The 25810-nt window shown below is 40.5% G+C and carries 12 protein-coding genes; 11 read left to right on the top strand and 1 reads right to left on the bottom strand.

Annotated features, from left to right (window positions below; translation table 11 throughout):
- Positions 1-78 precede the first annotated feature (78 nt).
- From BN2425_RS18020 to BN2425_RS23460, 7 genes are all read left to right on the top strand, one after another.
- Positions 79-2427 (top strand): helix-turn-helix transcriptional regulator, encoded by a 2349-nt coding sequence (locus BN2425_RS18020; RefSeq protein WP_052352947.1) that lies wholly within the window; start codon positions 79-81, stop codon positions 2425-2427.
- 144 nt (positions 2428-2571) lie between these two features.
- Entirely contained in the window at positions 2572-3264 is a 693-nt protein-coding gene (locus BN2425_RS18015) for a DUF1961 family protein (RefSeq protein ID WP_042462363.1), read from the top strand.
- Positions 3265-3311: 47 nt separating this feature from the next.
- A complete protein-coding gene (locus tag BN2425_RS18010; protein ID WP_042462361.1) occupies positions 3312-3944 on the top strand; it encodes a YesL family protein in 633 nt (210 codons plus the stop codon).
- Positions 3945-3995: 51 nt separating this feature from the next.
- On the top strand, positions 3996-5336 hold the full coding sequence (locus tag BN2425_RS18005; RefSeq protein WP_042462358.1) for a glycoside hydrolase family 28 protein: 1341 nt from the start codon (positions 3996-3998) through the stop codon (positions 5334-5336).
- Entirely contained in the window at positions 5333-7810 is a 2478-nt protein-coding gene (locus tag BN2425_RS18000) for a glycosyl hydrolase (protein ID WP_042462356.1), read from the top strand. Before BN2425_RS18005 ends, BN2425_RS18000 begins: the two co-directional genes overlap by 4 nt.
- 51 nt (positions 7811-7861) lie before the next feature.
- Positions 7862-8662, top strand: a complete 801-nt coding sequence (locus BN2425_RS17995; RefSeq protein ID WP_042462354.1) for a polysaccharide deacetylase family protein — start codon at positions 7862-7864, stop codon at positions 8660-8662.
- A 366-nt stretch (positions 8663-9028) separates the two neighbouring features.
- Positions 9029-14092, top strand: a complete 5064-nt coding sequence (locus BN2425_RS23460; protein ID WP_074433086.1) for a rhamnogalacturonan lyase family protein — start codon at positions 9029-9031, stop codon at positions 14090-14092.
- 43 nt (positions 14093-14135) lie between these two features.
- Here the strand turns inward: BN2425_RS23460 and BN2425_RS17985 are convergent, their stop codons facing one another.
- Positions 14136-15017 (bottom strand): AraC family transcriptional regulator, encoded by an 882-nt coding sequence (locus BN2425_RS17985; protein WP_042462352.1) that lies wholly within the window; start codon positions 15015-15017, stop codon positions 14136-14138.
- Positions 15018-15169: 152 nt separating this feature from the next.
- Between BN2425_RS17985 and BN2425_RS17980 the strand changes: the two genes are divergently transcribed.
- The 4 genes from BN2425_RS17980 to BN2425_RS23170 all read left to right on the top strand — a co-directional run bounded on the left by BN2425_RS17980 (position 15170) and on the right by BN2425_RS23170 (position 25733).
- Entirely contained in the window at positions 15170-18508 is a 3339-nt protein-coding gene (locus tag BN2425_RS17980; protein WP_042462350.1) for a DUF5107 domain-containing protein, read from the top strand.
- Between the two features lie 16 nt (positions 18509-18524).
- Complete coding sequence (locus BN2425_RS17975; protein ID WP_042462348.1) at positions 18525-21335, top strand: glycoside hydrolase family 2 protein; 2811 nt, start codon at positions 18525-18527, stop codon at positions 21333-21335.
- Between the two features lie 50 nt (positions 21336-21385).
- A complete protein-coding gene (locus BN2425_RS17970; protein WP_042462346.1) occupies positions 21386-23692 on the top strand; it encodes a beta-galactosidase in 2307 nt (768 codons plus the stop codon).
- 544 nt (positions 23693-24236) lie between these two features.
- Entirely contained in the window at positions 24237-25733 is a 1497-nt protein-coding gene (locus BN2425_RS23170) for an L-fucose/L-arabinose isomerase family protein (protein WP_042462344.1), read from the top strand.
- Positions 25734-25810 lie beyond the last annotated feature (77 nt).

Here is a 25810-nt window from a genome sequence, read left to right as displayed (position 1 = left end):
CGCTTTCGATTTGTTTGTAGATATGACATAATAGAATTACTAATCATAGAAATGATACTAAGGCACGGAGTGTTTTATATGGGATATGCAAACATGATTGCTAAAATAAAACATTTATGGAACGGAAGCTATCATCGAAACAGCTTTATTCTCATCTTGCTAATTACTAGTATACCTGGGCTTATTGTTGGTTTAGGAATTTATTGGTTCGCTGTCGGCAAAGTGGAGGATGAACTCCGGGCATCCAATGCTAGCCAGACTATACAGCGGGCAAAAAATATTGATGAACAATTTAAGTACATAGAGGAATACACTTCCCATTGGGCATTTGAACCTCGGTTTGGAGAAAATTTAAAAAGTATAGACTTTGTGAAGCAGTTTTCTGAAACATATGATATAACCAAAACTTTGCTGCTATTAGAAGGAAGCCATAATTTGATAGGTGAAGCTGAATTATATTTGGATTTCAATCAACCGATTCTATTTGACAAGGAATACAATGTGTTAAATGAAAAACAGAATCAATTTTATCATAATATGCTTTCAGAAAAAGGAACGAATCTCCACTGGGAGGAATTGCCACCGCCTAAAGGACAGAAAACGCCTAATCTGGCTTTTGTCAGTGATATTCCTATCGTTAATAAACAACCATTTGGGGCTATTATCGTTACAATTGATCATGAGAAAGCTCTCAATCTATTAAAAACACTTACTCCGTATGACCATGGTGCAACATTCCTTTTAAATGAAAATAATCAATTACTTCTTTCTTCAAACAGTACCGGGGAATCCAACTTTATTAGTGTTTTAAAAAAAGAATTGAGTAAACAGGAGAAACAAAGTGGTTCATTTCAATTTGAATATAATCATATAAACTATTTGATTTCATATGGTCATTTTTCAAGAATTACATCAAAATGGACCTATATTTCTGCCTCACCAATGAATTCAATAACAGAACCAATCGTATTTATTTCAAGATTAATTATGATAATCAGTGGTTCGGCGCTTCTTCTGGCTATTATTTTGTCATGGATTACTTCTCAGAGAATTTATGCGCCAATCCGGAATTTGCTGCGAAACTTTGTGGATGAGGATACAGAAAATTGGAAAATAATTGGTAAGGATGCTTTTTCCATTATCGAGCAGCAATGGACAGAGTTGTCGCAAAAAAGTAATTTACTTCAACACCGTCTTTCTGAACAATTAACAGAATTAAAGGGCAACTTCATTTATCAACTTGTTCAAGGAGATTTACATCATTATCATGAAGAAGAATTGCGTCAACGAATGGAAACCTATGGGTGGAAAGTGAAAAATCAGAATTTTATTGCTATTGAGCTTCAACTCACTGGTACATCTGGTTCAAAAGAAAGCTCCATCGCTAAAGATCATGGAGTAGTTACGTATATGACTGCTAATATTATGGAAGAATTAGCCCAAAAAACATTTCAACAATTTAATATTATTAAGTTCTCAGACCTTTCGGTAGGAATGTTGGTCATCTATCCGGCTGAAAATGCGATTGAAGAAGAGTTGGAGCGATTTGCAACAGATGTCACGGAAGCAGTCAATCGGATCATTAATATGCATGTAACTATAACAATCAGTGATAAAACCAATAGTTTAAAGAAAGTGCCTTATATATTTGAGGATGTTAAAACAGGAAATCGTTTCCGCATTTATGAAAATAGCAATCAAATTATCGATTTGCGAAAACACAAGCATGCGGGAAATGCAAATTTTCAATTCCCGTTTGCCATTGAGAAAGAAATCATCCAAGCGATTCGGATGGGACAAGTGGAAGAAATGGAAGCTTTAATTAATAAATTTATTCAAGAGTTTATTAGTAAAGGAATCAGTGAGATATTTATACAGCAGGCTGTGATTCAGCTATTTAGCAGTATTCAACATGAGATATTGCATTCTGGAATCGATCCTCTTGGCCTTTTTAATGGAAAAAACATGATTGATGAACTTTCTAAAATCCGTGATCCTGATCATATTGTGACATGGTTTACAACAGAAGTTATCGGCCCTTACATTGAGAAGCTTGAGAGCCGATTGAATATGGAACTAAAATGTGTAGTCGAAAAGGTAGTCATCACCATTCAGGAAAGATACATGGAAGATATATCGTTAGAAAGTTGTGCCGATGATGTTGGAACAAACCCTTACACGCTCAGTAAAGCTTTTAAACAGATTATCGGTATTAACTTTATTGATTACTTAACACAATTAAGAATGGATAAGGCGAAGGACTTGTTAATTCATTCTGATATGAAAATAAATGATATTGCCGAGAGTGTGGGGTACCGACATAGTTATTTCAACCGGATTTTCAAAAAGCAAATCGGGATCCCCCCCAGCCAATACCGAAAGCTTAATCAAGATGCCAATCAATATAAAGCAGGGAGTGATGGTTAATGCATTAACCATCACTTTTTTTTAGAATGAATGATGGTCTAGAAAAATATGGTAATGACAAAAAAGTATGGTTGTAGGAAAACTTTTAACACTTTATATTAATTTAAAAGTACATCATCCTTTTAATCAGCGGAGGTTTTTGTTATGAACGATAACCGGTTTGAAAAAGGCGAATGTCTCTATGCGAATCCCTTGGCAAGTCCCCAGGATATTTCGAATTGGATTTTGGAGGGTGAGGCTAAGGTTGGTTTTGAAAGTAATCGATTACATTTAGAAAACGAATTAGACCCTGAAATCTACGGGGACAATTCTCATTGGGTATATTGGTGTCCTGTAAGCTTTACAGACAAAATTATGATTGAGTGGGAGTTTAGTCCAATCAGGGAACCGGGTCTTTGTATGATTTTTTTCGCGGCAACTGGAAGAAACGGGGAAGATCTGTTTGATCCGAGTCTGCCGGCAAGGCATGGCCAGTATCCTGAATATCATTCGGGTTCCATCAATTGTTTGCACCTGTCCTATTTTAGGCATAAACATGCAGATGAGCGAGCCTTTCGTACTTGTAATTTGCGGAAAAGCTATGGCTTCCACCTAGCCGCAATGGCAGCAGATCCCCTGCCACCTGTAGAGGATGCTATTTCACCTTATCATATGAAATTAATAAAATATGAAGGAATCGTTCAGTTTTCCATAAATGAGTTGCAGGTACTTGAATGGGAAGATGATGGTTCTATGTACGGACCAGTTTACGGAGGAGGAAAGATCGGGTTCCGGCAAATGGCGCCAATGAAAGCAGCATATTCTAATTTAAAGATCTACAATGCTATCAAACGGTAACGAATAAATAGTTTTTATTACTTACCAATTAACAGGAGGTAGTTTCTATGCAAATGAATGGGCTTACAGGGGCGCTATATAAACTTTCCGAATGGATTATGAAATTAGCCCTAATAAATATCTTATGGCTTGGATTTTCGGTTGCGGGGTTAGTGGTATTTGGATTCTTTCCGGCCACTATAGCCATGTTTGTCGTCATAAGGAAAATGTTAATGGGGAATTTTGATGTTCCTGTGTTTAAGACTTTCTGGGAGTCTTACAAAAAGGACTTTATGAAAAGTAATCTACTCGGGCTAATTGTTGTGGTTCTCGGGTACTTCTTATATGTTGATGTACATTTGCTTAAAAGTTCGAGCGGGTTTATCAATTTACTGCATTATCCCGTTTTACTAATTTGCTTAGGATATATCTTAACATTGTGTTATGTGTTTCCCACATTTGTACATTATGACCTTAAGGTACTTCAGGTATTTAGAACATCGTTGTACATTATGTTATTCAATCCGCTTTCAACTGGTTTGATGGTGATTGGCGGTGTGGCCATCTACCTTATCATGACGACAATCCCTGGGTTGATTCCGCTATATATTGGCAGTGTATCAGCAGTCATTCTAATGTGGTCAGCATTTTTTGCTTTTACCAAGGTTGAAAGAATACAAGCATCTGCCTCAAAGTCATAGGAATTGGCGATGCTGTGAACCGTTTCGAGAACTTCTTGAGGGAGAAAGTACATGCAGAATAATTACTTTAATGTGCACGACTATGGAGCAATAGGCGATGGCAAAACCCGCGCCACCGAGGCGATACAAAGTGCAATTGATAAGGCAGCTGAAGCAGGAGGAGTAGTTGTTTTTTCTCCAGGAGTCTATTTAACAGGCTCTCTTTTTGTCAAATCCAATGTGGAATTAAGAATAGATCAAGGTGTGGAAATTCGGGGAATTGTGGATGAAACAGCCTATCCGGAAATGTGGTCACGCGTTGCCGGAGTAGAAATGAATTGGCCAGCCGGGCTCATTAATGTCTTCCATCAAAAAAATGTCAAAATTTCAGGGAAAGGTCTTCTGAATGGGCAGGGGGAGTATTGGTGGAATAAGTATTGGGGAGAGGATAAACTGGGGGGGATGCGTAAGGATTACGAAGCACAGGGTTTACGCTGGGCTGTCGATTATGATTGTAAGCGTCCGCGCATGATCATTGTTCATGAATCCAGTGAAGTGGAACTAACTGGATTAACTATAAAGCGATCCCCATTCTGGAACGTTCATATTTGCTACTCCCATCATATTCAAGTGAACGGCTTAACTATTACGGAAAGCAAAGGACCAAGCACAGATGGAATCGATATCGATTCATCGGAACATGTATTGGTCGAAAATTGTTTTGTTGACTGCAATGACGATAATTTGTGCATTAAGGCTGGGCGGGATTATGATGGGCTGCGCGTGAAACGTCCATGTCAAGACGTTATAGTCAGGGATTGTGTGCTCGGACATGGCGAAGGGATCACGATTGGCAGTGAAACCTCAGGAGACATCAGAAATATTGAGTTTTATAACATCAAAGCAAATAAAACAAACAACGGATTCAGACTAAAATCTGCCAAAACACGTGGCGGTTTAATTAAAAATATCAAAGTTCATGACATTGAAATGACAGAAGTGGCACATCCGTTAATCTTTGAATTAAACTGGCATCCCAAATATAGCTACTGTGAAATTCCTGAAGATTATAACGGAGAAGTTCCTGAACATTGGAAAGTACTCTCTAAAAAAGTTGATCCTCCCGAATTGGGAATCCCTGAATTTAAAAACATGGAAATTTTTAATTTGCAAGCATCGAATGCAAAGATAGCGTTTGCCGTTGCTGCATTTTTGGAAAAGCCGATTCATCATGTAAACTTTCATGATATTGAAATATACGCAAAAAGTGCTGGATACATAAAGAATATAAAAGATTGGAAAATGTCCAATGTCAGGCTGCATATCGAGTCGGAAGAAGATATCATAACGGAAAACTGCCAAAATGTAGAACTTCCTGAGAACATAACTTTACAAAAGAAGGTGAACAAATGAGCCAATTACAACAATTAAGAGAACAGTTTCATAACCCATCCGCAGAGTATTCTGTCTTTCCCTTTTGGTTTTTAAATGGAGATCTTACGAAAGAAGAGATTTCTAGACAATTGAATGATTTTAAATCCAAAGGAGTTCTTGGTGTGGTTGCCCATCCGCGGATTGGCATACCAGAGGATATAGAATATTTGGGGCCAAAGTTTATGGATTTAATGCAATTTATCATGGAGGAAGCCACAAGGTTAGGTATGAAGATGATCATCTATGATGAAGGTATGTATCCATCCGGGTCGGCTCATGGCAAGGTAGTTGAAAATAATCCGGAGTATGCCGCACGGGGCTTAAGAATGTCGTTGCACCCTGCAAGCGGATATATCCACATTCAAGAAAGCTTAGAGGAATACGAGGAGATTGTACTAGCGGTTGCTGTGAAATTTGTCGGAGAAAAGGAAATTGATCCCCAATCCATTATTTCTTTGGAAGTTGAAAACAATACAGTTTCGTTTGAACCGACCGAACCAGGTGATTGGTCCGTTGTATCCCTTATTTCTACTTTTTCAAAAGGAACGGTGCGCGGGATCCATTTAGGGGAAGATGATGGTGAGCCTGGAGCACCGCCGGCGGGGGACTTATTAAATCCCGATGCCATGCAAAAGTTTATCCGTGTAACCCACGATGTTTATTATGAACACTTGAAGGAGTACTTTGGGAATACGATCGAAGCGATGTTCACCGATGAACCGAGTGTGATTGGGCGTTGTGTCGACACTGAAAAAATTAAGCCATGGACGATCGGCTTTTTGGACTATTATCAGGAACACGGAAATGAAAGCACCGATTTGTTATCGCTATGGTTTGACATTGGATCTGACACAAACATTAAGAGAAGAAACTTTAAAAAGACTGTCAATAAACGGCTTCAAGAAACATACTACCTGCCGATTTCGGAATGGTGCGAAAGTCATGGCATCCAATTGACAGGACATCCGGAAACAAGTGACGATATCGGATTTTTAAAATACTTTCAGCTGCCAGGCCAAGATTTGGTGTGGAGATGGGTTGGTCCAGAAGATAATAAAGGAATCACAGGACGGGACAGTACTTTAGGAAAATGTTCATCCGATGCAGCACGGCATCGCGGTTTGCCGCGTAATGCCAACGAGGTTTTTGGTTGCTGCGGTCCAAACGGGCATCAATGGCAATTTTCAGTAGATGATATGAAATGGTTTGTCGACTGGCTGTTCGTTCGGGGGGTAAATAAACTTTATCCCCATGCATTCTATTATTCTATTGAAGGTGAACGGCTAAATGAACGGGCACCGGATAATGGTCCACATAACGCATGGTGGAAATATTATAAAAGTATTGCAGATTACGAACGACGCATGTCCTGGTTGTTAAGTGAATGCACGAATGTAACGGATATCGCCATTTTATGCGAAGAGGATCGTCTTCCATGGAAAATTGCCGAACCGTTTTATACGAATCAAATTGAATTTAATTATTTGGAAGAAGAACTTTTTCTTCAAGATTGTATTTTTGAGGAAAATAAAGTGAAAATACAAAACCAAAATTATCGGGTTCTTATTATTGAGAATCTTGAACAGCTCGTTTCAAATGACCTCGTCAATAAACTCAATTTATTTCTTGAAAACGGCGGGAAGGTGATTGTTTATAATCCTGGAAGGAACAATCTTCCGTTATCGGGCAATGTCATCCAAATCTTTAACTATAACAGCGTAATCGGCGCAATTGATCGTGTCCTTTCCCGTGATGTTTATTTAACACCGAATAATCCTGGGTTACGGGTTACCCATATTGTAAAAGAAGGCATTGATTTTTACGTTTTAGTGAATGAAGACGACCATGCCATAGAGGGTGAATTGGCTGTGAAGTGCCATGGCGCACTAGAAAGATGGGACGCTTGGAATTCTAGTATAGAGGCATTGGAGATTAAGGGAGCGGATGATACCTATACAAGGTTAAAGCTTTCCTTGCAGCGCCGGGAGTCGGCCATTATTTGTGTAAACCCAGATGGAACGCCATCATTTGCAAAGGGGTATACAGAATCTAAGCCAAAGATGAATGTGCATGTCGACAATTGGACTGTAACCAATCCTTTCTGTCATGAAAAACCACTCGAAGACTTGGTTTCTTTGACTAAGTTTGAAGAGATGAAATATTTTTCCGGGCAATCTATTTATGAGTCTAACGTGACGGTTGATTCGATAAAAGAATATAAAAAAGCTGAATTGGATTTAGGTGAGGTTTGCGAGCTGGCGGAATTAATCGTTAACGGGAAAACCGCAGGAGTAAAGATGTGGAGTCCATATCTTTTTGATATCACCCCGTATATAGAGAACGAGCACTTGAGTATAAAATTAATTGTTACGAACAGTAAGGCAAACGAATATGCCAACGAGTCCGTGAAGTCCGGATTGATTGGACCTGTGACGTTAAAACTTTATCAATAAATAAATGATGCTTTGATTGCGATTGATTTTAATAGAATGGGAGGTATTGTTATGCCTAAAGTGATCATGACTTTTCCTGAAGGAAAACATAAGGTGTTAACCATGAGTTACGACGATGGCAGGGCGGCCGATAGAAAATTAGTCGAAATCTTTAATGAAAATGGAATTAAGGGTACGTTTCATATTAATTCCGGGCTATTTGGGACTGGGGACCGGATTCCCCATGAGGAGGTCGCGCAGCTGTATAAGGGACACGAAATCTCAACCCATACAGTGACACATCCGACCGTTGCCAGATCGCCAAAGGAACAAATCATTGAGGAAGTTATCGAAGACCGGAAAAGTTTGGAGAAAATTGCGGGATATACGGTTAGAGGCCTATCCTATCCCAATGGTTCTTATAATCGATTAATCAAAGAAATGCTGCCTTATTTGGGGATTGAATACGCGAGAACTGTCCATAGTACAGGAAGTTTTTCGATTCCGGATGATTTTCACGAATGGAATCCAACCTGCCATCATAAACGGGATTTAATGAATCTGGCAGAGGAATTTGTCCAGCTCCATAAAAAACAATACTTATACATGATGTATGTCTGGGGCCATAGCTATGAGTTTGACAATGATCAAAATTGGGATTTGATAGAAAGTTTTTGTGAGTTTATAAGCAATAGAAGTGATATCTGGTATGCGACTAACATTGAAATTGTAGACTATATGAAGGCATTCACAAACCTAAAATTTTCAGCAGACAGTACATTTGTTTACAATCCAAATGCAATTTCTATTTGGCTGAGTGTGGATGGCAAAATTGTCGAAGTGCAGGCAGGAAAACAATTAGCATTAGTTTAGAAAAAGTGTTCTCAGGTTGCAAAAAGGAAAGTGGGGGAAAAGTGAGATTTTTCCTTACTTTTCTTTTTTTATTAAACAACATTCCGGAACAAATGAATTGAACCAATCTAGTTTTTATTAGCCTTGTATGACTATCTACGATAAGACTAAAGACTTATTTAGTAGTGAGTAAAAACTACCATTTTCTGCTAACCTCTGATTTTTAAACAAGAATAACTGAATTTTTTCTATCTGAAAATAGTCCATAGAGCTAATATACACATTGTAAACGTTACCAAGTGCTGGAAAGGATGTGATTTTCAGGAGAAAAATAAGAGATTTTGAAAAAAAACTTTTTTATTTTAGCAGGGGAGGAAGACAGTTCAAATGAAAGAAAGAAAAGCAAACAGGTTTTTTGCCATTTTTCTTAGTCTTTTATTAATCATTACAGCAATACCCGCTGTACCTTATCAAGTATCGGCGGAAGAATCAACTGTAATGAAAAAATTCGACTTTGGCACACCTACCAGTCCGGTGAAAGACAGCTACACCAAAGTATCTTCAGAAACGGCTTATTCAGCAGAGACAGGCTACGGTTTTGCTGATATCTCCAAGGTAACCTCAATAGATCGAAACACAGCAGACCCCTTGAAATCAGATTTTATTTCAACAACTGAGACCTCCTTTAACGTAGATTTACCATATGGTGATTATTCTGTGACTGTCATTGCAGGTGATGCGAATGAAACTGCCAATATAGGCGTTAAGGCTGAAAATATACAGAAAATTCAAAACACTGACATCGTAAAAGGTGAATTTATTGAACGGACATTTGAGATATCACTAGTAGATGGGCAGCTCAATTTTGAATTTACCGGTACCAGTCCAAAGGTAAACGGAATCATCATTGAGAAACTACCGGCGAGATTGGCTGCCGAGCTGCCAACTGTCTATATCGCAGGTGATTCAACGGTCCAGACATATGATGCATACTGGCAGCCGCAAGCCGGATGGGGCCAAATGATTTCCCGCTTTTTCAGCTCGGATATTACATTCAAGAACCAATCGATTGGCGGCAGAAGCACAAAATCCTTCATCAATGAAGGACGTTTAGACGCCATCCTGAATGAAATCAAGCCGGGTGACTATTTCTTAATTCAGTTTGGCCATAACGATGCAACGATTAGTATACCAGAGCGCTATGCATCCGTGCCCGATTATAAGAATTATTTAAAAACTTATATTAACGGCGCGCGTCAGCGCGGTGCCACTCCGATCTTAGTCACTCCGGTTGGCCGTCGTGACTTTAATGTGGAGACTGGCAAGTTCAATGTCAGCTTCCCGGAATATGTTCAGGGAATGAAAGAAGTGGCTGCTGAACTAAATGTGGATGTAGTCGATTTAAGTGCGCGAAGCCGTGCTTATTATGACTCGATTGGCCCTGAAGGAACCCTTTCAGTATTTTTATATACTGACCCAGGTGTATATAACGCATTCCCGAATGGGTCACAGGATAATACCCACTTCCAAGAATACGGTGCAATCCAGCTCGCTCGTTTAGTGTCGGATGAGATTAAAAATCTAAATATCCCACTATCTCAGTATGTGACGGGAATTGAACCGCCGGCTAATCTTCCTGAAAAGCCTGCTGATGTGGTCGTAAGCAGTATTAGTAATGCCGGTGCATTATTAACTTGGAAACAAGTAGACGGTGCTGATATCTACAGGGTTTACCGAAAACTATCGTCAGACAGTGAATATAAATTGGTAGGATCCTCCACCATTCCTAGATTAAATATCACAGGCATGGAAGATGGAAAAACTTACGATGTATATGTGACTGCAGTCAACGGAAAAGGTGAATCCGAAAAATCGGAAGTAAAACAGTTTACAACAAAACAAGCAACCATAAGATTTGATTTTGGGCTTGCAGGTAATCCTGTGGCTGAAGGTTATACAGGTGTGAATCTTTCCACCACATATACCCCTCAGCGGGGCTATGGAATCGTGGATCCGACAGGTATGATTGGCCGCGACAGGGGAACCGGCGGCGACCTGCTGCGTGACTGGTTGGGTTACTTCAACGTTGGATGGAAATTTAATGTGGATGTACCTAATGGACTTTATGCCGTAAAAGTATATGTAGGCGACTTTTTAGGCAGTGCGAGAACTACACTAGCCATTGAAGGCCAAGATTATGGAAATGTGAATGCTCCGAGCAAAAACTATACGACAAAGGTAGTTTCGCAGGTTTCTGTTAAAGATGGACAAATGAACTTTAGTTTTGGCGGCTCCACAGCGATCGTGAACGGATTGGAAATCACCCCGATTTTAATAGCACCGTCAGAACTTAAAGTAGATGAAAAATCATTAGATGCTGAAAAGCCATTTGTCACTCTATCCTGGAAAGCAGTCGAAGATGCGGTCAAATATAATGTTTACCGCAAAGTTGTCGGTACAAAAGAATACAACCTAGTTGGCAGCTCCACCACCACATCTTTTACCGATCAAACGGCGGATGTTGGAATGGAATATGAGTATGTTGCAACCACAATCGATAACGCTGGAGTGGAAACGGACCCTTCACTTTCAGTTAAAGTGTCTATGGTGGACCCGGCACAGCCAAAACCGGCTGCACCAAGCAATCTTAAGGTTGGCGAAGTAAATAAGAATGACCTGACCATCACCTGGGACCAAGTGGACGGGGCCATTACTTACAATGTCTATCGTTCCAAAAAGGAAAACGGCACGTTCGAATTGATTGGCAAATCGAAAACCGCTTCGTACAAAGATGAGACTGTTTTAACGACGATTCCTTACTTCTATAAGGTTGCTGCCGTTAACGCAGGTGGTATTTCTGAACAATCAAAAGTATTAAAAACACCTGCGGTCACAAAGCTGAAAAGGCAAATGGAAGAGCTTGACCGAGCTCCTGTTGCAATGAAAACGAAAGAAGGAGTATTTGTCAGCTGGAGAATGCTCGGAACCGACCCTGACAGCATCAGCTTTAACGTTTACCGTGACGGAGAAAAAATTAATTCTCAACCAATCACTTCCAGCACCAACTATGTAGATAAAGACGGAAAAGCTGAATCCGCTTATGAAATTCGTGCAGTGATTGACGGCAAAGAACGGAAATCGAAAGATACAACCAGCGTGTTGAACCAAAATTATTTTGATATTCCGCTTAAAAAGCCGGCAGATGGGGTAACTCCACTTGGTGACCCATATTCCTACCGTGCCAATGATGCCAGTGTAGGCGACTTAGACGGTGATGGAAAGTATGAGTTGGTGCTAAAATGGGATCCAACCAACTCCAAGGATAACTCACAAGCAGGTTACACAGGCAATGTTTATGTGGATGCATATGAAATGGATGGAACGTTTAAGTGGCGGATTGATTTAGGCAAAAACATCCGCGCCGGCGCTCACTATTCACCATTCTTGGTTTACGACTTTGATGGAGATGGAAAAGCAGAGATTGTCTTTAAAACCGCGGATGGAACGATTGACGGTAAAGGCAATGTCATTGGGAGAGCCGATGCTGACCACCGCAACAGCTCTGGTTACGTCCTTCAAGGCTCGGAATACTTGACTGTATTTGAAGGAGAGACTGGTAAAGCCATCAATACCATTGACTATGAACCGCCTCGCGGGGATGTTGCAGCCTGGGGAGACTCTTACGGAAACCGTGTGGACCGTTTCTTGGCAGCAGTGGCGTACTTAAATGGTGAAACCCCAAGCATCATTATGGCACGCGGATATTATACGAGAGCTGTGCTTGCCGCGTACACATTTAAAGACGGCAAATTGACTAAGCAATGGGTATTTGACTCGAACGCTGAAGGTAACGGGGATTATGCAGGACAGGGATACCATAACTTAAGCATTGCTGATGTCGATCACGACGGTAAAGATGAAATCAATTACGGTGCGGCTGTCATTGATGATGATGGAACCGGCTTATACGCAACTGGCTTGGGACATGGAGATGCCCAGCATGTGAGTGACCTTGACCCTACACGACCAGGGCTTGAAGTGTACGCCGTGCATGAGCACAGTGATTTGTATGGTTATGAAATGCACGATGCAGAAACCGGTGAAGTCCTTTGGGGCACATACACAGGCGAAGATACAGGCCGCGGATTGGCAGCCGACATTGACCCAAGATATCCGGGAACAGAAGCATGGGCCATTAATGGTGAATGGAACAGTACCGTTGGCGGACTCTATTCCGCACAGGGCAAAAAAATCTCTGAAAACATTCCATCCAGCAACTTTGCCATCTGGTGGGACGGAGACCTATCCCGTGAACTGCTTGACCACAAATGGGACGATGCCAGCAAAACAGGTGTTGGAACCATCGACAAGTGGGATTATAAAAATAATAAGTTAGTCAACATTTTAACGGCTGATGGAACCCAGTCCAATAACAGCACAAAAGGCAATCCTGTCCTTCAGGCTGACTTGTTCGGTGACTGGAGAGAAGAGGTTATCTGGAGAACAGACGATAGCAGTGCCTTAAGGGTATACATGACAACGGATGAGACAGAACATCGTATTTACACGTTAATGCATGACCCTCAGTATCGTTTATCGATCGCATGGCAAAACGTCGGTTATAACCAGCCGCCGCATACTAGTTTCTTCCTAGGAACAGACATGGAGAAGCCGCCTGTACCGAGTATTGACGTAGTGGACTTACCGGATCGTATAGAGCCGGACACCCAACATGAAGTAACGGGTGAGGAACAACAAGGCTGGTTCCATAGTCCGGTTACGGTGAATTTGACTGGAATAGACTGGCAATCTGGTATTAAGGCAACCTACTATTCGTTAGATGGTGCAGGCCAGCAGCAAGAAAATACCATCACGGTTAATCAAGATGGAAAACATGTCCTGGAATACTGGAGTGTCGATAACGCCGGAAATGTTGAACCGAAAAAGTCAGTTTCGTTCAATATTGACCAAACAGGTCCGGAGATTACTTTCTCCGTTGAAGACGGCGCTGTCTTCACAGTGGACCAGCAAATTAGTATCACCTGTCAAGCAGCCGATGCTTTATCTGGAATCGCCTCTTCTACATGTGAGGATGTATCCTTGCCAGCTTATGAACTTGGTTTAGGAAGCCACTCCTTTAAGGCAGAAGCAACCGATGTCGCCGGAAACAGCTCAGCCAAATCTATCACAATCAAGGTAGCGGTTGACTTTGACAGCTTAGGAAGACTTACTAGATTGTTCCTATCGCAAAATGGCAGCGACAGTAAAGTGTTAGATTCCTATGTTGCTAAACTGAACGCAGCTAAGGTATCCCAAGAACAAGGCAACAAGAATGCCAGAGATGGCCAGTTAAATGCCTTTATTAACCAATTGAAGGCCAAAACGAATAAGGACATCAAGGAAGACCAAGCGAAACTATTAATTCAATTAACACAGGAGCTAATGAAATAAAAACAAAACAAAGTCCCAAAGAGTTTCTCTTTGGGACTTTGTTTTATCCTTTCTTAATGCTTCTGTACTCAGTAGGAGAATATCCGATAACTTTTTTAAATATTCTAGAAAAGTAGTAGGGATCCTTTATTCCAACTGATAGAGCAATTTGCTTAACCGTTAACTCAGTTAGGTCTAACATTTGGCAGGAACGATTGATTTTCATTCTCAAAAAATAATCGATAGGAGTATATCCGGTCTCATCTTTAAAAAGATGTATGAGGTGTGGTTTCGATAAACCGGTATATTTTGCTAATTCTTGAAGATTCATAGAACGATCCATTTGATCATTCATATAATTTATGACATTTTCAAAGTTTCTATCATTATTGTTTTGTTTTGTAAATAAAAGACCAATCGAACTCAGCAAATATTTTATGCTCTGTGATACATGGATATGGTGGTTTAAGGAAAATGGTTTTTCAGAAAGTGTATCGAAACAGTGATTAAATAGTTCAATGAATTTTACAAAACCGCTTATTGGGAGTTGAATTGGACCGGATTCAAACCCGAAGCATTCCAGTAATTCTTTCACCTGACTGCCTTTTAGATGGAACCAATAAATGCTCCATGGTTTTTCCTCATCAGCCCCATACCTGTGTGGAGTTCCTTCAGGAATCACAATCAGCGTATTGGATTTTAGTGTGAAATGCTTGGTGTGGTTTATGTCAACCCAACCCTCACCATCACTGCAATATATGAGTATATAAGTGTCGATTCCTTCCGGTCTTTCACGATAGTGGTATTTTGCACGCGGAAAATAACCAATGTCTGTTATGTATAATGGAGAAACTAAAGGATTTTTAACCAAATCCATTAAAATATAATCAGGTAAGACGAATAGTTTCTCCGATTCAAATCCATCCTTCTTTTTATAAATCTCCATTCATGCACCTCATTTATTCATACAGGGAAACCTTCTATTCCTTTATTTTAAAAAGCAATCAGAATATTGTCCATCATTATCAGAACTTTGTTCATTGTTTGCCACTTACTTTCTTTGTAAAGTGGAAGTATCAAAGTGGGGGAGTGAGTGTATTGGAAAGCACGATCCAAAAAGTGCGTGTTTGGGAGGAAAAGAGAGCAATTCCGACATATGGTGTTGGTACCCCGGATAAGAACCCGATGTTCCTTGAAAAAAGAGTCTATCAAGGGAGCTCTGGGAAAGTGTATCCGTATCCGGTCATTGATAAAATTTTGGATGAAAAAAAACTACAGGACTATCAACTAGTCATCTTAGAAAACGAATACTTACATATTGAAATAATGCCTGAAATTGGCGGGCGGATTTATCGAGCGCTTGATAAAACCAATAACTATGATTTTGTTTACTATAATCGCGTTATTAAGCCGGCATTGGTCGGGCTGGCGGGTCCGTGGATTTCAGGTGGAATTGAGTTTAACTGGCCGCAGCATCATCGTCCAAATACCTTTGGACCTGTCGAATATAAAATAGCTGAAAATGGAGACTGGAGTGCAACCGTATGGATAAGTGAAATAGATCGGATGTATGGAACGAAGGCAACAACTGGATTTACCTTATATCCAGGAAAAGCATATTTAGAGGTACACGCACAATTATATAACCGGACACCGCTGCCCCAAACCTTCCTGTGGTGGGCCAATCCAGCCGTTTCGGTAAATGATCATACCCAGTCGGTCTTTCCGCCCGATGTCCATGCGGTTTTCGATCACGGTAAGCGGGATGTATCAAGATTTCCGATTGCAACTGGCACGTATTATAAAATGGACTATTCTGAGGGAGTCGATATTTCACGTTATAAAAATATACCAGTTCCAACCTCCTATATGGCATATAAATCGAAGTATAATTTCGTTGGCGGTTATGATCATGCCAAACAGGCAGGTTTACTTCATGTAGCCAATCATCATGTCTCCCCGGGGAAAAAACAATGGACATGGGGGAATGGTGATTTTGGACAGGCTTGGGATCGAAACCTAACCGATGAAGATGGACCTTATATTGAATTAATGACAGGAGTATATACTGACAACCAGCCAGATTTTTCATGGCTGCACCCTTACGAGGAAAAAAACTTTAAGCAATATTTCATGCCGTACAAACAAATCGGTGTGGTAAAAAATGCATCGATTGATGCCGCTGTTAATTTGGAAATCAACCAGTTTACAAACCATGCTTCTGTGTCCGTTTATACGACTTCTATTTTTGACAGTGTCATAATTGAACTAAAAAGTAACAACTATGTTTATCTAAAAAAAACTGCTAGTTTATCACCCACAAACATCTTCCATGCAGAAGTACCATTGGTAGAAGGGGAGAAGGAGCATGATTTGCTGGTTTCAGTGAAGGATGGAAATGGAAAACTGCTTATTTCTTATCAGCCTGAGGAAAAGAAAATTGAGGAAATCCCAGAAGCCGCCAAGCCAATTTCCTCTCCTGAAGAAATAAAAAGTATAGAAGAATTATATCTTGCGGGACTACATTTAGAGCAATACCGTCATGCTACCTTTAATCCTGAGGATTATTATCAAGAAGGGTTGAAACGTGATCCTCAAGATATACGAATTAATGTAGCCTATGGAACATTACTGCTGCGAAAAGGTTTATTCTCGGAGAGTGAAAAACATTTCCGAACGGCCATAGCAAGGTTGACAGGGCGAAATCCCAACCCGTATGATTCGGAAGCGTACTTTCAGCTTGGGTTATCACTTAAACTGCAAGGAAAATTACAAGAAGCATTTGCGGCATTTTATAAGTCTATTTGGTCCTCAGCTTGGCAGGATGCTGGCTACTTTTCGCTGGCGCAAATTGCGGTACAGCAGGGATATTTGGAAGAAGCGTTTGATTTAATTGAAAAATCTCTTTGCCGTAATACCGGCAATTTAATGGGCCGTCATTTAAAAACTGCAATCCTTAGAAAGCTAAATCGGCTAGAGGATGCTAAAAAGTCCGCGCTGGAAACACTTGAAATCGATATCGCCGATTTTGCCGCATATAACGAACTGTACTTAATCTATTCGGAGTTAGAGCAAACAGAGAAGGCACAAAAAGTATTGGAAGAACTTCGCAGGTTAATGCGTGACGATATCCAAAATTATCTTCATTTAACAGAAGATTACGAAGGTGCGGGCCTATATAATGAAGCGATACAAGTCCTTCATAGATTGGTTCCGAATGAACATAGTGATGTGTACCCAATCCTACACTATTGTTTGGGGTACTTATATGCCAAGCTAAATGACGAAGAACAGGCGGCAAACTATCGAAAAGCCGGTAATCTGTCAAATTCTGATTATTGCTTTCCGAATACTTTATTTGAAATGAAAGTATTGGAAGCAGCTATAGGTTCAAACTCAATAGATGATAAAGCACATTATTATTTAGGTAACTTGCTTTATGATAAGAAACGGTATCGGGAGGCAGTGGTACACTGGGAAGCCTCAAGGAAAGCAAATCCAAATTTTGCGACAGTTCACCGTAATTTAGCACTCGCTTATTATAATAATTGTAATGACCCACAAAGAGCGCTGGCTTCATTAGAAACAGCATTTGCTTTAAACCAATCGGATGCACGTGTATTATTCGAATTGGACCAGTTGCACAAGAAGTTAGGGTTTGCCCCAGAAGATCGTTTTGAGCATTTGCACCGCTACTTATCTGTTGTAGAAAAAAGAGATGATCTTTATCAGGAATATATCAGTCTATTAAATTTACAAGGACACAGTCAAAAAGCAATCGAGTTGTTGGATAAGCGCAACTTCCATCCATGGGAAGGCGGGGAAGGCAAGGTTACAGGGCAATATGTCCTTGCCCATATTCAACTCGCAAGGAAGTTCATTTCGGTACAAAGATTCGATGAGGCCATTCAATCATTGAAAGAAGCCCTTGTGTATCCACCTAACTTAGGAGAAGGAAAACTGGCAGGGGCTCAAGAAAATAATATTTATTATTATCTTGGCTGTGCATATGAAGGTTTGAACCATAAGCAAAAAGCAGAGGATTGTTTTACTAAAGCTACACTTGGAATGGATGAACCAGCAAGTGCCATGTATTACAATGATGCCCCGCCAGATATGATATTTTATCAAGGATTATCCTGGTGGAAGTTAAAGAACCCTGAGCAAGCAAAACGTAAATTTAATAAATTGATTGATTATGGGGAAAGGCATTTATTTGAAAAACCAAAAATTGATTATTTTGCTGTATCTCTTCCAGACTTCCTAGTTTTTGAGGATGATTTGAAAAAAAGAAATGAAATCCATTGCCGCTATATGAGAGCACTTGGTCTTATTGGTTTAAAAAGACTGGCGGAAGCAGAAGAGGAGTTAAAAAGAGTATTAACTTTGGACCCAAATCATCAGGGAGCAATATGGCACAAGGAATTTAATTTTTAGATCGGAGGAATGTTTTTTGTTCGAAACTCATAAAAAAGGTGTTCGTAATCGCCTATCTCTTAATGGCACTTGGCATATTCTTCTCGACCCGGAAGACAAGCTATTGCCGGGAGATATATTCAATCATAAAGGAAACAGCCAAATAAATATCCCGGGTTCTTGGGAAGAACAAGGCTTTGGACAGCCATCCAAACATAATCCAATCGGTGCTTGGAAAAAGGAACGTGAATATGTTGGAACAGCTTGGTATTCAAGGAAAATCTACATTTCTGAAGAAATGAAGGACCAATCCATTAAATTAGTGTTACGCGGCGTTCGTTGGATTACAAGAGTATATATTAACAATCAACTTGCCGGCGAAGGCGAAAGCCTAATCAGTGATCATGTTTTTGATCTTACAAACTATTTAACTTTCGGTCAGGCCAATGAAATAGTCATCTATGTGAATAATGAAATGAGGTATCCTCTACATGAAAGCCATATTCATTCCTACCATACAGCGACAAACTGGGGGGGCATTACGGGAGGCGCTTTTTTAGAGACCACCCATAAAACAAGTATCGAAACTGTAAAGTATCAATCTGATCTGGAGAATCAAAAGGTTGAATTCGAAATAGAAATAAAAAATTCAGCTCGTTTAGAACATGATAGTTTTCTAGCGTTTAACATTTATACTGGAGCGGAAAAACTGGAAGTACAGCACATCGAACCACTGGCGTTAACCAAAAGCAAAATGACAGTCTCACTTCCTTTTTGGGATGAAGTTCACTATTGGGACGATGATCATCCCTATCTTTATAAAGTCACTGTCGATTTGATAGAATCTGAGACCATTGTGGATCAGTTTGAACTCTCTGTAGGTATCCGGAAAATAGAAACCAAGGGGAAAACCTTTTTAATCAATAATCAGCCTACATTTTTACGGGGATATGTGGACTGTTGCATATTCCCACAAACTGGTTACCCAAGCTGGGATAAAGAACATTATCGCAACCAATTTAAAACCGTTAAGGAGTATGGATTCAATCATGTCCGCCTGCATGGATGGACTCCGCCAAAACCGTTTTGGGATGCAGCTGATGAAGAAGGGATGCTCGTCCAAACTGAATTGCCTCATTGGTCTTTCTTTTATAAGGAACGGGGAAAAGAACCAAATTCGGAAGTGCATCAATTTTTAACAAGAGAGCTTAAAAGAATCATTGATACATTACAGGTACATCCATCCTTTGTTTTATTGTCTCTAGGTAATGAATTAATTAGTGCAGAAGGCCATGAAGCACTGAATGAGCTGGTACGGTTATGCAGGACTCTTGATCCTACACGGCTTTATACAGACAACACTGGCTTTGGCCATCTGCCGCCGAATGACCGCGAAGGTGACTATTTCATTCCGACCTTAAATCATCATAAACCGATTACAATTGACTATGCAGGGACTCCAAATACTTATGAAGATTATCATATGATTACGATGCAAGCTTCTAAACCACTGATTGGGCACGAGCATGGACAATTTACCATGTATGTTCGTCCCGAGGAGCAAGATAAGTATAAGGGAATTTTGCAACCGCACTGGCTTAAAACGACAATGGAAACATTAGAAAAGAAAAATCTGCTTAATCGAATGCATGATTATATTGCGGCATCCGGAAAGCTCCAAGCGAGAGCATATAAGGAAAACATTGAAAGAGCAAGAAGAACATCCGGTCTTGCTGGGATTCAACTATTAGATATAAGGGACTTCCCTGGTCAAGGTCACGCGACAACTGGTGTTTTAGATGTTTTTTGGGATAATAAGGGAACGATTACACCTGAAGAGTTCCGGGCCTTCAATGATGATGCCGTCCTGCTGATGAGAAGCTTTGAACGAACACTGTATGCAGGCGAAAGGCTTCAAGTCGATATAGATTTATCTAATTATAGTAAGTTTGACTTCGCAGGTTGTACACTGCAATGGGAAGTAGTCACAGGTCAAGCCGTTTATCAAACTGGGGCGATCATCATCCCTGAGGCCAAATCAGGCGAAATAACATCACTAGGAAGAATCCAAGTGGCAACCCCTGCGGATGAGAGTCTGCCACTAACATTGAAAGTCATGCTCAGGTCGGAAGAAAAAACTTTAAAGAACGAATGGGAGTTTTGGACTTACAAACGAGCTGTTCTGCACAAAGAATCAAAAAGAATCTGGACAGACGTTCAAGAGTTAAGGACTTCTCTGTTTGGCGCAAAGTTTGCAGGGAAAATTGGATTTGATGGCTTTAGTTATAAGGGAGCAAAAGACATTGATTTGGCCGTGTCAGACCATTTGTCTCCAGAATTGTTGCAATTCCTTCTAGACGGGGGCAAAGCGTGGATTATCGCCAAAGAAGGAAATCAATTCGATGAAGTGAAAACAAGGTTTCTGCCGATCTTCTGGAATTATGTTTGGTTCCCATCGCAGGTTGGGACGACCATGGGGATGATTATTCATGATCATCCATCTTTAAAAAATTATCCGCATGATGGAACCTCGAACTGGAATTGGTTTTATCTAGTTGACCGTGCCGTCGCCCTCAATCTAGATACGGTTCCGCAAGTCGAACCGATTGTAGAGGTTATTGACAATCATAACCGTGGAAAACATTTAACCTATTCTTATGAGGTCAATATAGGAGAAGGCAAGCTATTTGTCACAAGTTTTAATATATTGCCATATTTAAAACGACCCGAAGCGGAGGCACTTTTGCATCAATATATTAATTATTTAATGAGTGAAAAATTTACCCCGACTTCGACGTTAACGGTTGGTGAACTGCTTGGTTTATTTAAGCTTCAAGGAACGTGGTAATTTTTTTGATGTAAGTGTTAGATTGAATCCAAATAAGGAGAAACACATTCATGTCTTTATATAAGGTAAATCTTGAGGGGGTCAAAAAAGAAATCTATTCAGGTCACCTTCAAATGGGCGGCAGCAATCCTCAAGGAGAAGAAATCAGCTTTAGCAATTATTACATGATGGTCAATGGAAAACCCTATTTTGGGATTGTCGGTGAATTTCATTATGGCCGTTATCCCTATCGCTATTGGGAGGAAAGCATCCGCAAAATAAAAGCTGGCGGGGTCAATCTTTTGGCTAGTTATGTTATTTGGAATTACCACGAAGAAGAAGAAGGCCAATTTGATTGGACTGAAAATAATAATCTACGTTATTTTGTCAACTTATGTGGAAGAAATGACATGAAAGTCATTTTAAGAATTGGACCATTTGCACATGGTGAAGTGAGAAATGGCGGCATTCCTGACTGGTTATATGGCCGTCCCTTTGATATTCGTTCCAATGATCCTGAATACTTGCATTATGCCAAAAGATGGTACGATGAAATCGGGAGACAGGTACAGGGGCTATTGTACAAAGATGGGGGACCGATTGTTGGTATTCAATTAGAAAATGAATATATGCATGCAGGTGCGCCTTGGGAATTAGCCTATAAACAAGGTACCTATATGACAGCAGGGCGTGATGGTGCTGCACATCTAATCGAGTTAAAAAAATTGGCCACTGGAGCAGGTCTTATACCCGCCTATTTTACAGGGACGGCCTGGGGCGGGGCAGCGATTATAGAACATAATATGCTGCCAATGCTTGCGGGATATGCCTTTACACCATGGAATCCAGATGAAAATTATGTACAGCCTCCTACAAAAGAATTTCTTTTTAGGGATTTACACACTAATCAGAATGATAATAACGAGTACCAACAGAATGATTATCCGCTTGCGTATTGTGAGATGGGTGGAGGCATCCAAATCACTTATAATCATAGACCTGTAGTACCGCCAGAAAGTGTTGAAGCCATGACGGTAGTGAAAATCGGGAGCGGCAGTAATTTGGTAGGGTATTATATGTATCACGGCGGATCGAACCGCATCGGCAAACATGGATATATGAACGAGTTTACGGTTCCAAAAATTTCTTATGATTTTCAGGCACCGATTCGGGAGTTTGGTCAACTAGCAGATTCTTATCGCTATTTACGATCGTTATTTATGTTTCTCCACGAGTTCGGAGATCAGTTGGCACCAGGAAAAACCGTTGTTCCGTATAATCCTGAAAAAATCCAGCCTGAAAATACCAAAGATCTGCGTTATAGTACTAGAGTGCACAATGATTCAGGTTTTATATTTTTAAACAATTACCAAGACCATGTAGAAATGCGGGACATGAAAGATATTGAATTTGAACTCAAACTAAATAATGAAACACTGGTGTTCCCTTATCATGGGGGGATGACTCTTAAGAAAAATAAATGTGCCATACTTCCTTTTAACCTAGACTTAAATGGTTTAACTCTCAATTATTCTACATGTCAGCCCCTTACGAAACTCGACCTAGATTGGGGTGCCCATTACTTCTTCTATGAACACCAGGGAATGGGGGCGGAATACTGCTTTAAGGAAGCACAACTAGGAAACTATGAATGTCTTGGTGCTGATATTGTTCAAGTAGCAGGTAAAGTGATTATAAAAACTATTTCAGGATTAGATACCGAGATTGTTCTTACAGGACCAGTTGGCAAAAAAGTAAAAATAACTACTTTGACTAGGGAACAAGCATTGAATTCTATTAAACTCGATTTATGGGGGCAAAATCGGCTGTTTATTAGTAAAGCCGATCTTACCTTAAGCAATGGAAACTTGGAGGTTGTCTCAAGAAATCATCGAATATCATTGGATGTTTACCCTGGGGTCACTCATGATTTAAAACTATCAAGAGGCATCTGTATAAAGGGGAAAACTGGTATTTTTGATCAGTATGAAATCGAGCAGGTCAAAAAAGAGGTACAGCTCAAAACAAGAAAAGCTGGCGATCATCGCCTTGTTATTGAGTTTGGTCATGATTTACTTGATGGTCTCAACGATGTCTTTTTAGAGATTGATTATGTTGGTGATACCGGGAATGCCTTTATTGACGGGAAACTAATCAATGATCATTTCTATAATGGATTGCAATGGGAAATTGGCTTAAAACGTTTTGAATCAGAAATTATCAACAAAGGGATGTATTTATTCATTTCACCGCTCCGTAAAGGGAAAATGATAAAACATGTTAACCAAGCATACGTTGAAACCTTCGATGGGGAAGAAATAGCCAACATTCGGGATGTGAGAGCTATTCCGGAATATAAAGTCTTAGCAAGTATTTAGTGAATTGATCTAGCCTTTTACTTATGGGTAGAAGGTTCAGACTGTCGACAAATCCGAAAGAATTCGGGTTTGCCTGCAGTCTTCTTTTGTTCTTTTTATGGGGGCTGTTGATTTGCGCTCCAGGCGCTTCGCTTTCCGCGGGCGTTGCGGTGAGCCCTCCTCGGCGCAAAGCGCCTGCGGGGTCTCCCCTGCTCCGTACTCCCGCAGGAGTCTCCGCGCCTTCCGCTCCAATCAACAGGGCAAATAACTAAGATTACCTACATATTACCTTTTTTGTATAATCAAGTATATACATTTTTATGACAATCTGAGCCTTCTACTTATGGGTAGAAGGTTTTTAACTTTTAAACTGAAATACTTTATGTTCTTTGGCAGCAGCATCCGCTCGAAACAGCTGTCTAAAATAATTGAACATTCAATAAAGGTTATCTGAATTTATAAAATCAGAAATTTGCCCACTATATCCGAAAGTTGACACCTTACAATATATCTAAAGATTATTTATCATGGTTGTAAGCGTACACAAGTAAGGGGTTGAAAAATAATGTTGACACCAATAAAACCGGTAAAAAAGCCAAGAGTTGGTTTATACACGATTGGTCTGCAAGCCTATTGGAACCAATTTCCTGGTTTAAAAGAAAGACTTATAGAATACGGTAAGTTCATTGAGTCTAAAATGTCACGTTACGGGGAAGTCTATAATTATGGATTAGTAGATACGGAAGTGGAAGCCAGGCGTGCCGGGGAATGGTTTAATGAAAAAAACGTAGACATTGTCTTTTGCCACTCCGGCACCTATTCGACTAGCTCTGCCATACTTCCTGTCCATCAAATCTGCAAGGCCCCTGCTGTCGTCTTAAACCTGCAGCCCACCGAAAGAGTCAATTATGAATCCACCACAACAGGGGAGTGGCTCGCTCATTGCGGTGCATGCCCGACACCTGAGATTGCCAATGCATTCAATCGGAGCGGTATTAAATTTAGAGTGGTCAATGGGCTGTTAGGACTGGACTATACGCCTAAAATCTCGCTAACCAATGAGAAAACCAATGAGCGGAAAGAGGCAATTCGTGCATGGCAGCAGATTGAGGATTGGATTCGGGCAGCCTCCGTACCAAGAACGCTGAGACACAGCAGGTTCGGCTTTTTGGGGAATACCTACAGCGGAATGCTGGATATGTACAGTGATTTTACTATGATCCAGGCGCAGACGGGAATACATGTGGAAATATTGGAAATGTGTGATTTGGACAGTTTGGTAAAGCAGGTAACTGAAGTGGAAGTAAAGCGGAAAATGGACGAAATCAACGAGATTTTTGAAATCAGCGGAGACTCCCCATCCGATCCGATCGCCAAAAAGCCAACGGTTGAACAAATGGAGTGGTCCTGTAGAGTGGCCGCAGCACAAGAGAAGTTAGTACGTGAGTATGATTTAGATGCGCTCAGCTATTATTATCATGGTGCCCCAAACAGCGAATATGAGAAACTGCAAGCCGGCTTTATAGTCGGTCATTCCCTGTTGACCGCCAAAGGAATTCCATGCTCTGGCGAAGGTGACTTTAAAACGGCGATTGCCATGAAAATCTGTGACATTCTTGGAACAGGAGGCAGTTTTTCAGAAATCGTCGTCGTCGATTATGTAGATGAAACCATCTTGTTGGGACATGATGGTCCTTTTCACATTGCGATCTCCGATGGTAAGCCAATACTAAGGGGTATGGGGCTTTACCATGGAAAGCAGGGTACTGGAGTTTCAGTAGAAGCAAAGATAAAAACAGGCTCAATCACCACGCTGAATGTAACCCAAACAGGTGATGGAAGGCTTAAGCTGATTATCAGTGAGGCCGAATCCACAGATGGGCCGATTATGCGAATTGGCAATACGCAAACCCCGGTTAAGTTTAAAGAACATCCAGATATTTATATGGAGAAATGGTTCAATGAGGCGCCAACCCACCATTGCGCCATGTCAATTGGTCATAATGCGTCCTTGTTCAACAAAGTGGGAGATCTATTAGGCGTACGGACTGTAACTCTATAAAACTTTTGAAATTTGCAAGGTGTCGGCTAAAAACCGGCACCTTTTTCCTATTTTATACGAGTAATCAGGGTGAATGT

Origin of the sequence: Neobacillus dielmonensis (assembly GCF_000612665.1) — a bacterium.
Lineage (GTDB): Bacteria > Bacillota > Bacilli > Bacillales > Cytobacillaceae > Neobacillus > Neobacillus dielmonensis.
Note: the sequence above shows the minus strand (reverse complement) of the source record. Positions and strands in the feature narration are given on the sequence as shown.

Bases quoted from the DNA above. Each gene is read 5' to 3' on its own strand.
- BN2425_RS18005 (WP_042462358.1), top strand. From the start codon at position 3,996: ATGCAGAATAATTACTTTAATGTGCACGACTATGGAGCAATAGGCGAT.
- BN2425_RS17970 (WP_042462346.1), top strand. From the start codon at position 21,386: ATGTCTTTATATAAGGTAAATCTTGAGGGGGTCAAAAAAGAAATCTAT.
- BN2425_RS18020 (WP_052352947.1), top strand. From the start codon at position 79: ATGGGATATGCAAACATGATTGCTAAAATAAAACATTTATGGAACGGA.
- BN2425_RS18015 (WP_042462363.1), top strand. From the start codon at position 2,572: ATGAACGATAACCGGTTTGAAAAAGGCGAATGTCTCTATGCGAATCCC.
- BN2425_RS23460 (WP_074433086.1), top strand. From the start codon at position 9,029: ATGAAAGAAAGAAAAGCAAACAGGTTTTTTGCCATTTTTCTTAGTCTT.
- BN2425_RS17995 (WP_042462354.1), top strand. From the start codon at position 7,862: ATGCCTAAAGTGATCATGACTTTTCCTGAAGGAAAACATAAGGTGTTA.
- BN2425_RS17985 (WP_042462352.1), bottom strand. From the start codon at position 15,017: ATGGAGATTTATAAAAAGAAGGATGGATTTGAATCGGAGAAACTATTC.
- BN2425_RS18010 (WP_042462361.1), top strand. From the start codon at position 3,312: ATGCAAATGAATGGGCTTACAGGGGCGCTATATAAACTTTCCGAATGG.
- BN2425_RS23170 (WP_042462344.1), top strand. From the start codon at position 24,237: ATGTTGACACCAATAAAACCGGTAAAAAAGCCAAGAGTTGGTTTATAC.
- BN2425_RS18000 (WP_042462356.1), top strand. From the start codon at position 5,333: ATGAGCCAATTACAACAATTAAGAGAACAGTTTCATAACCCATCCGCA.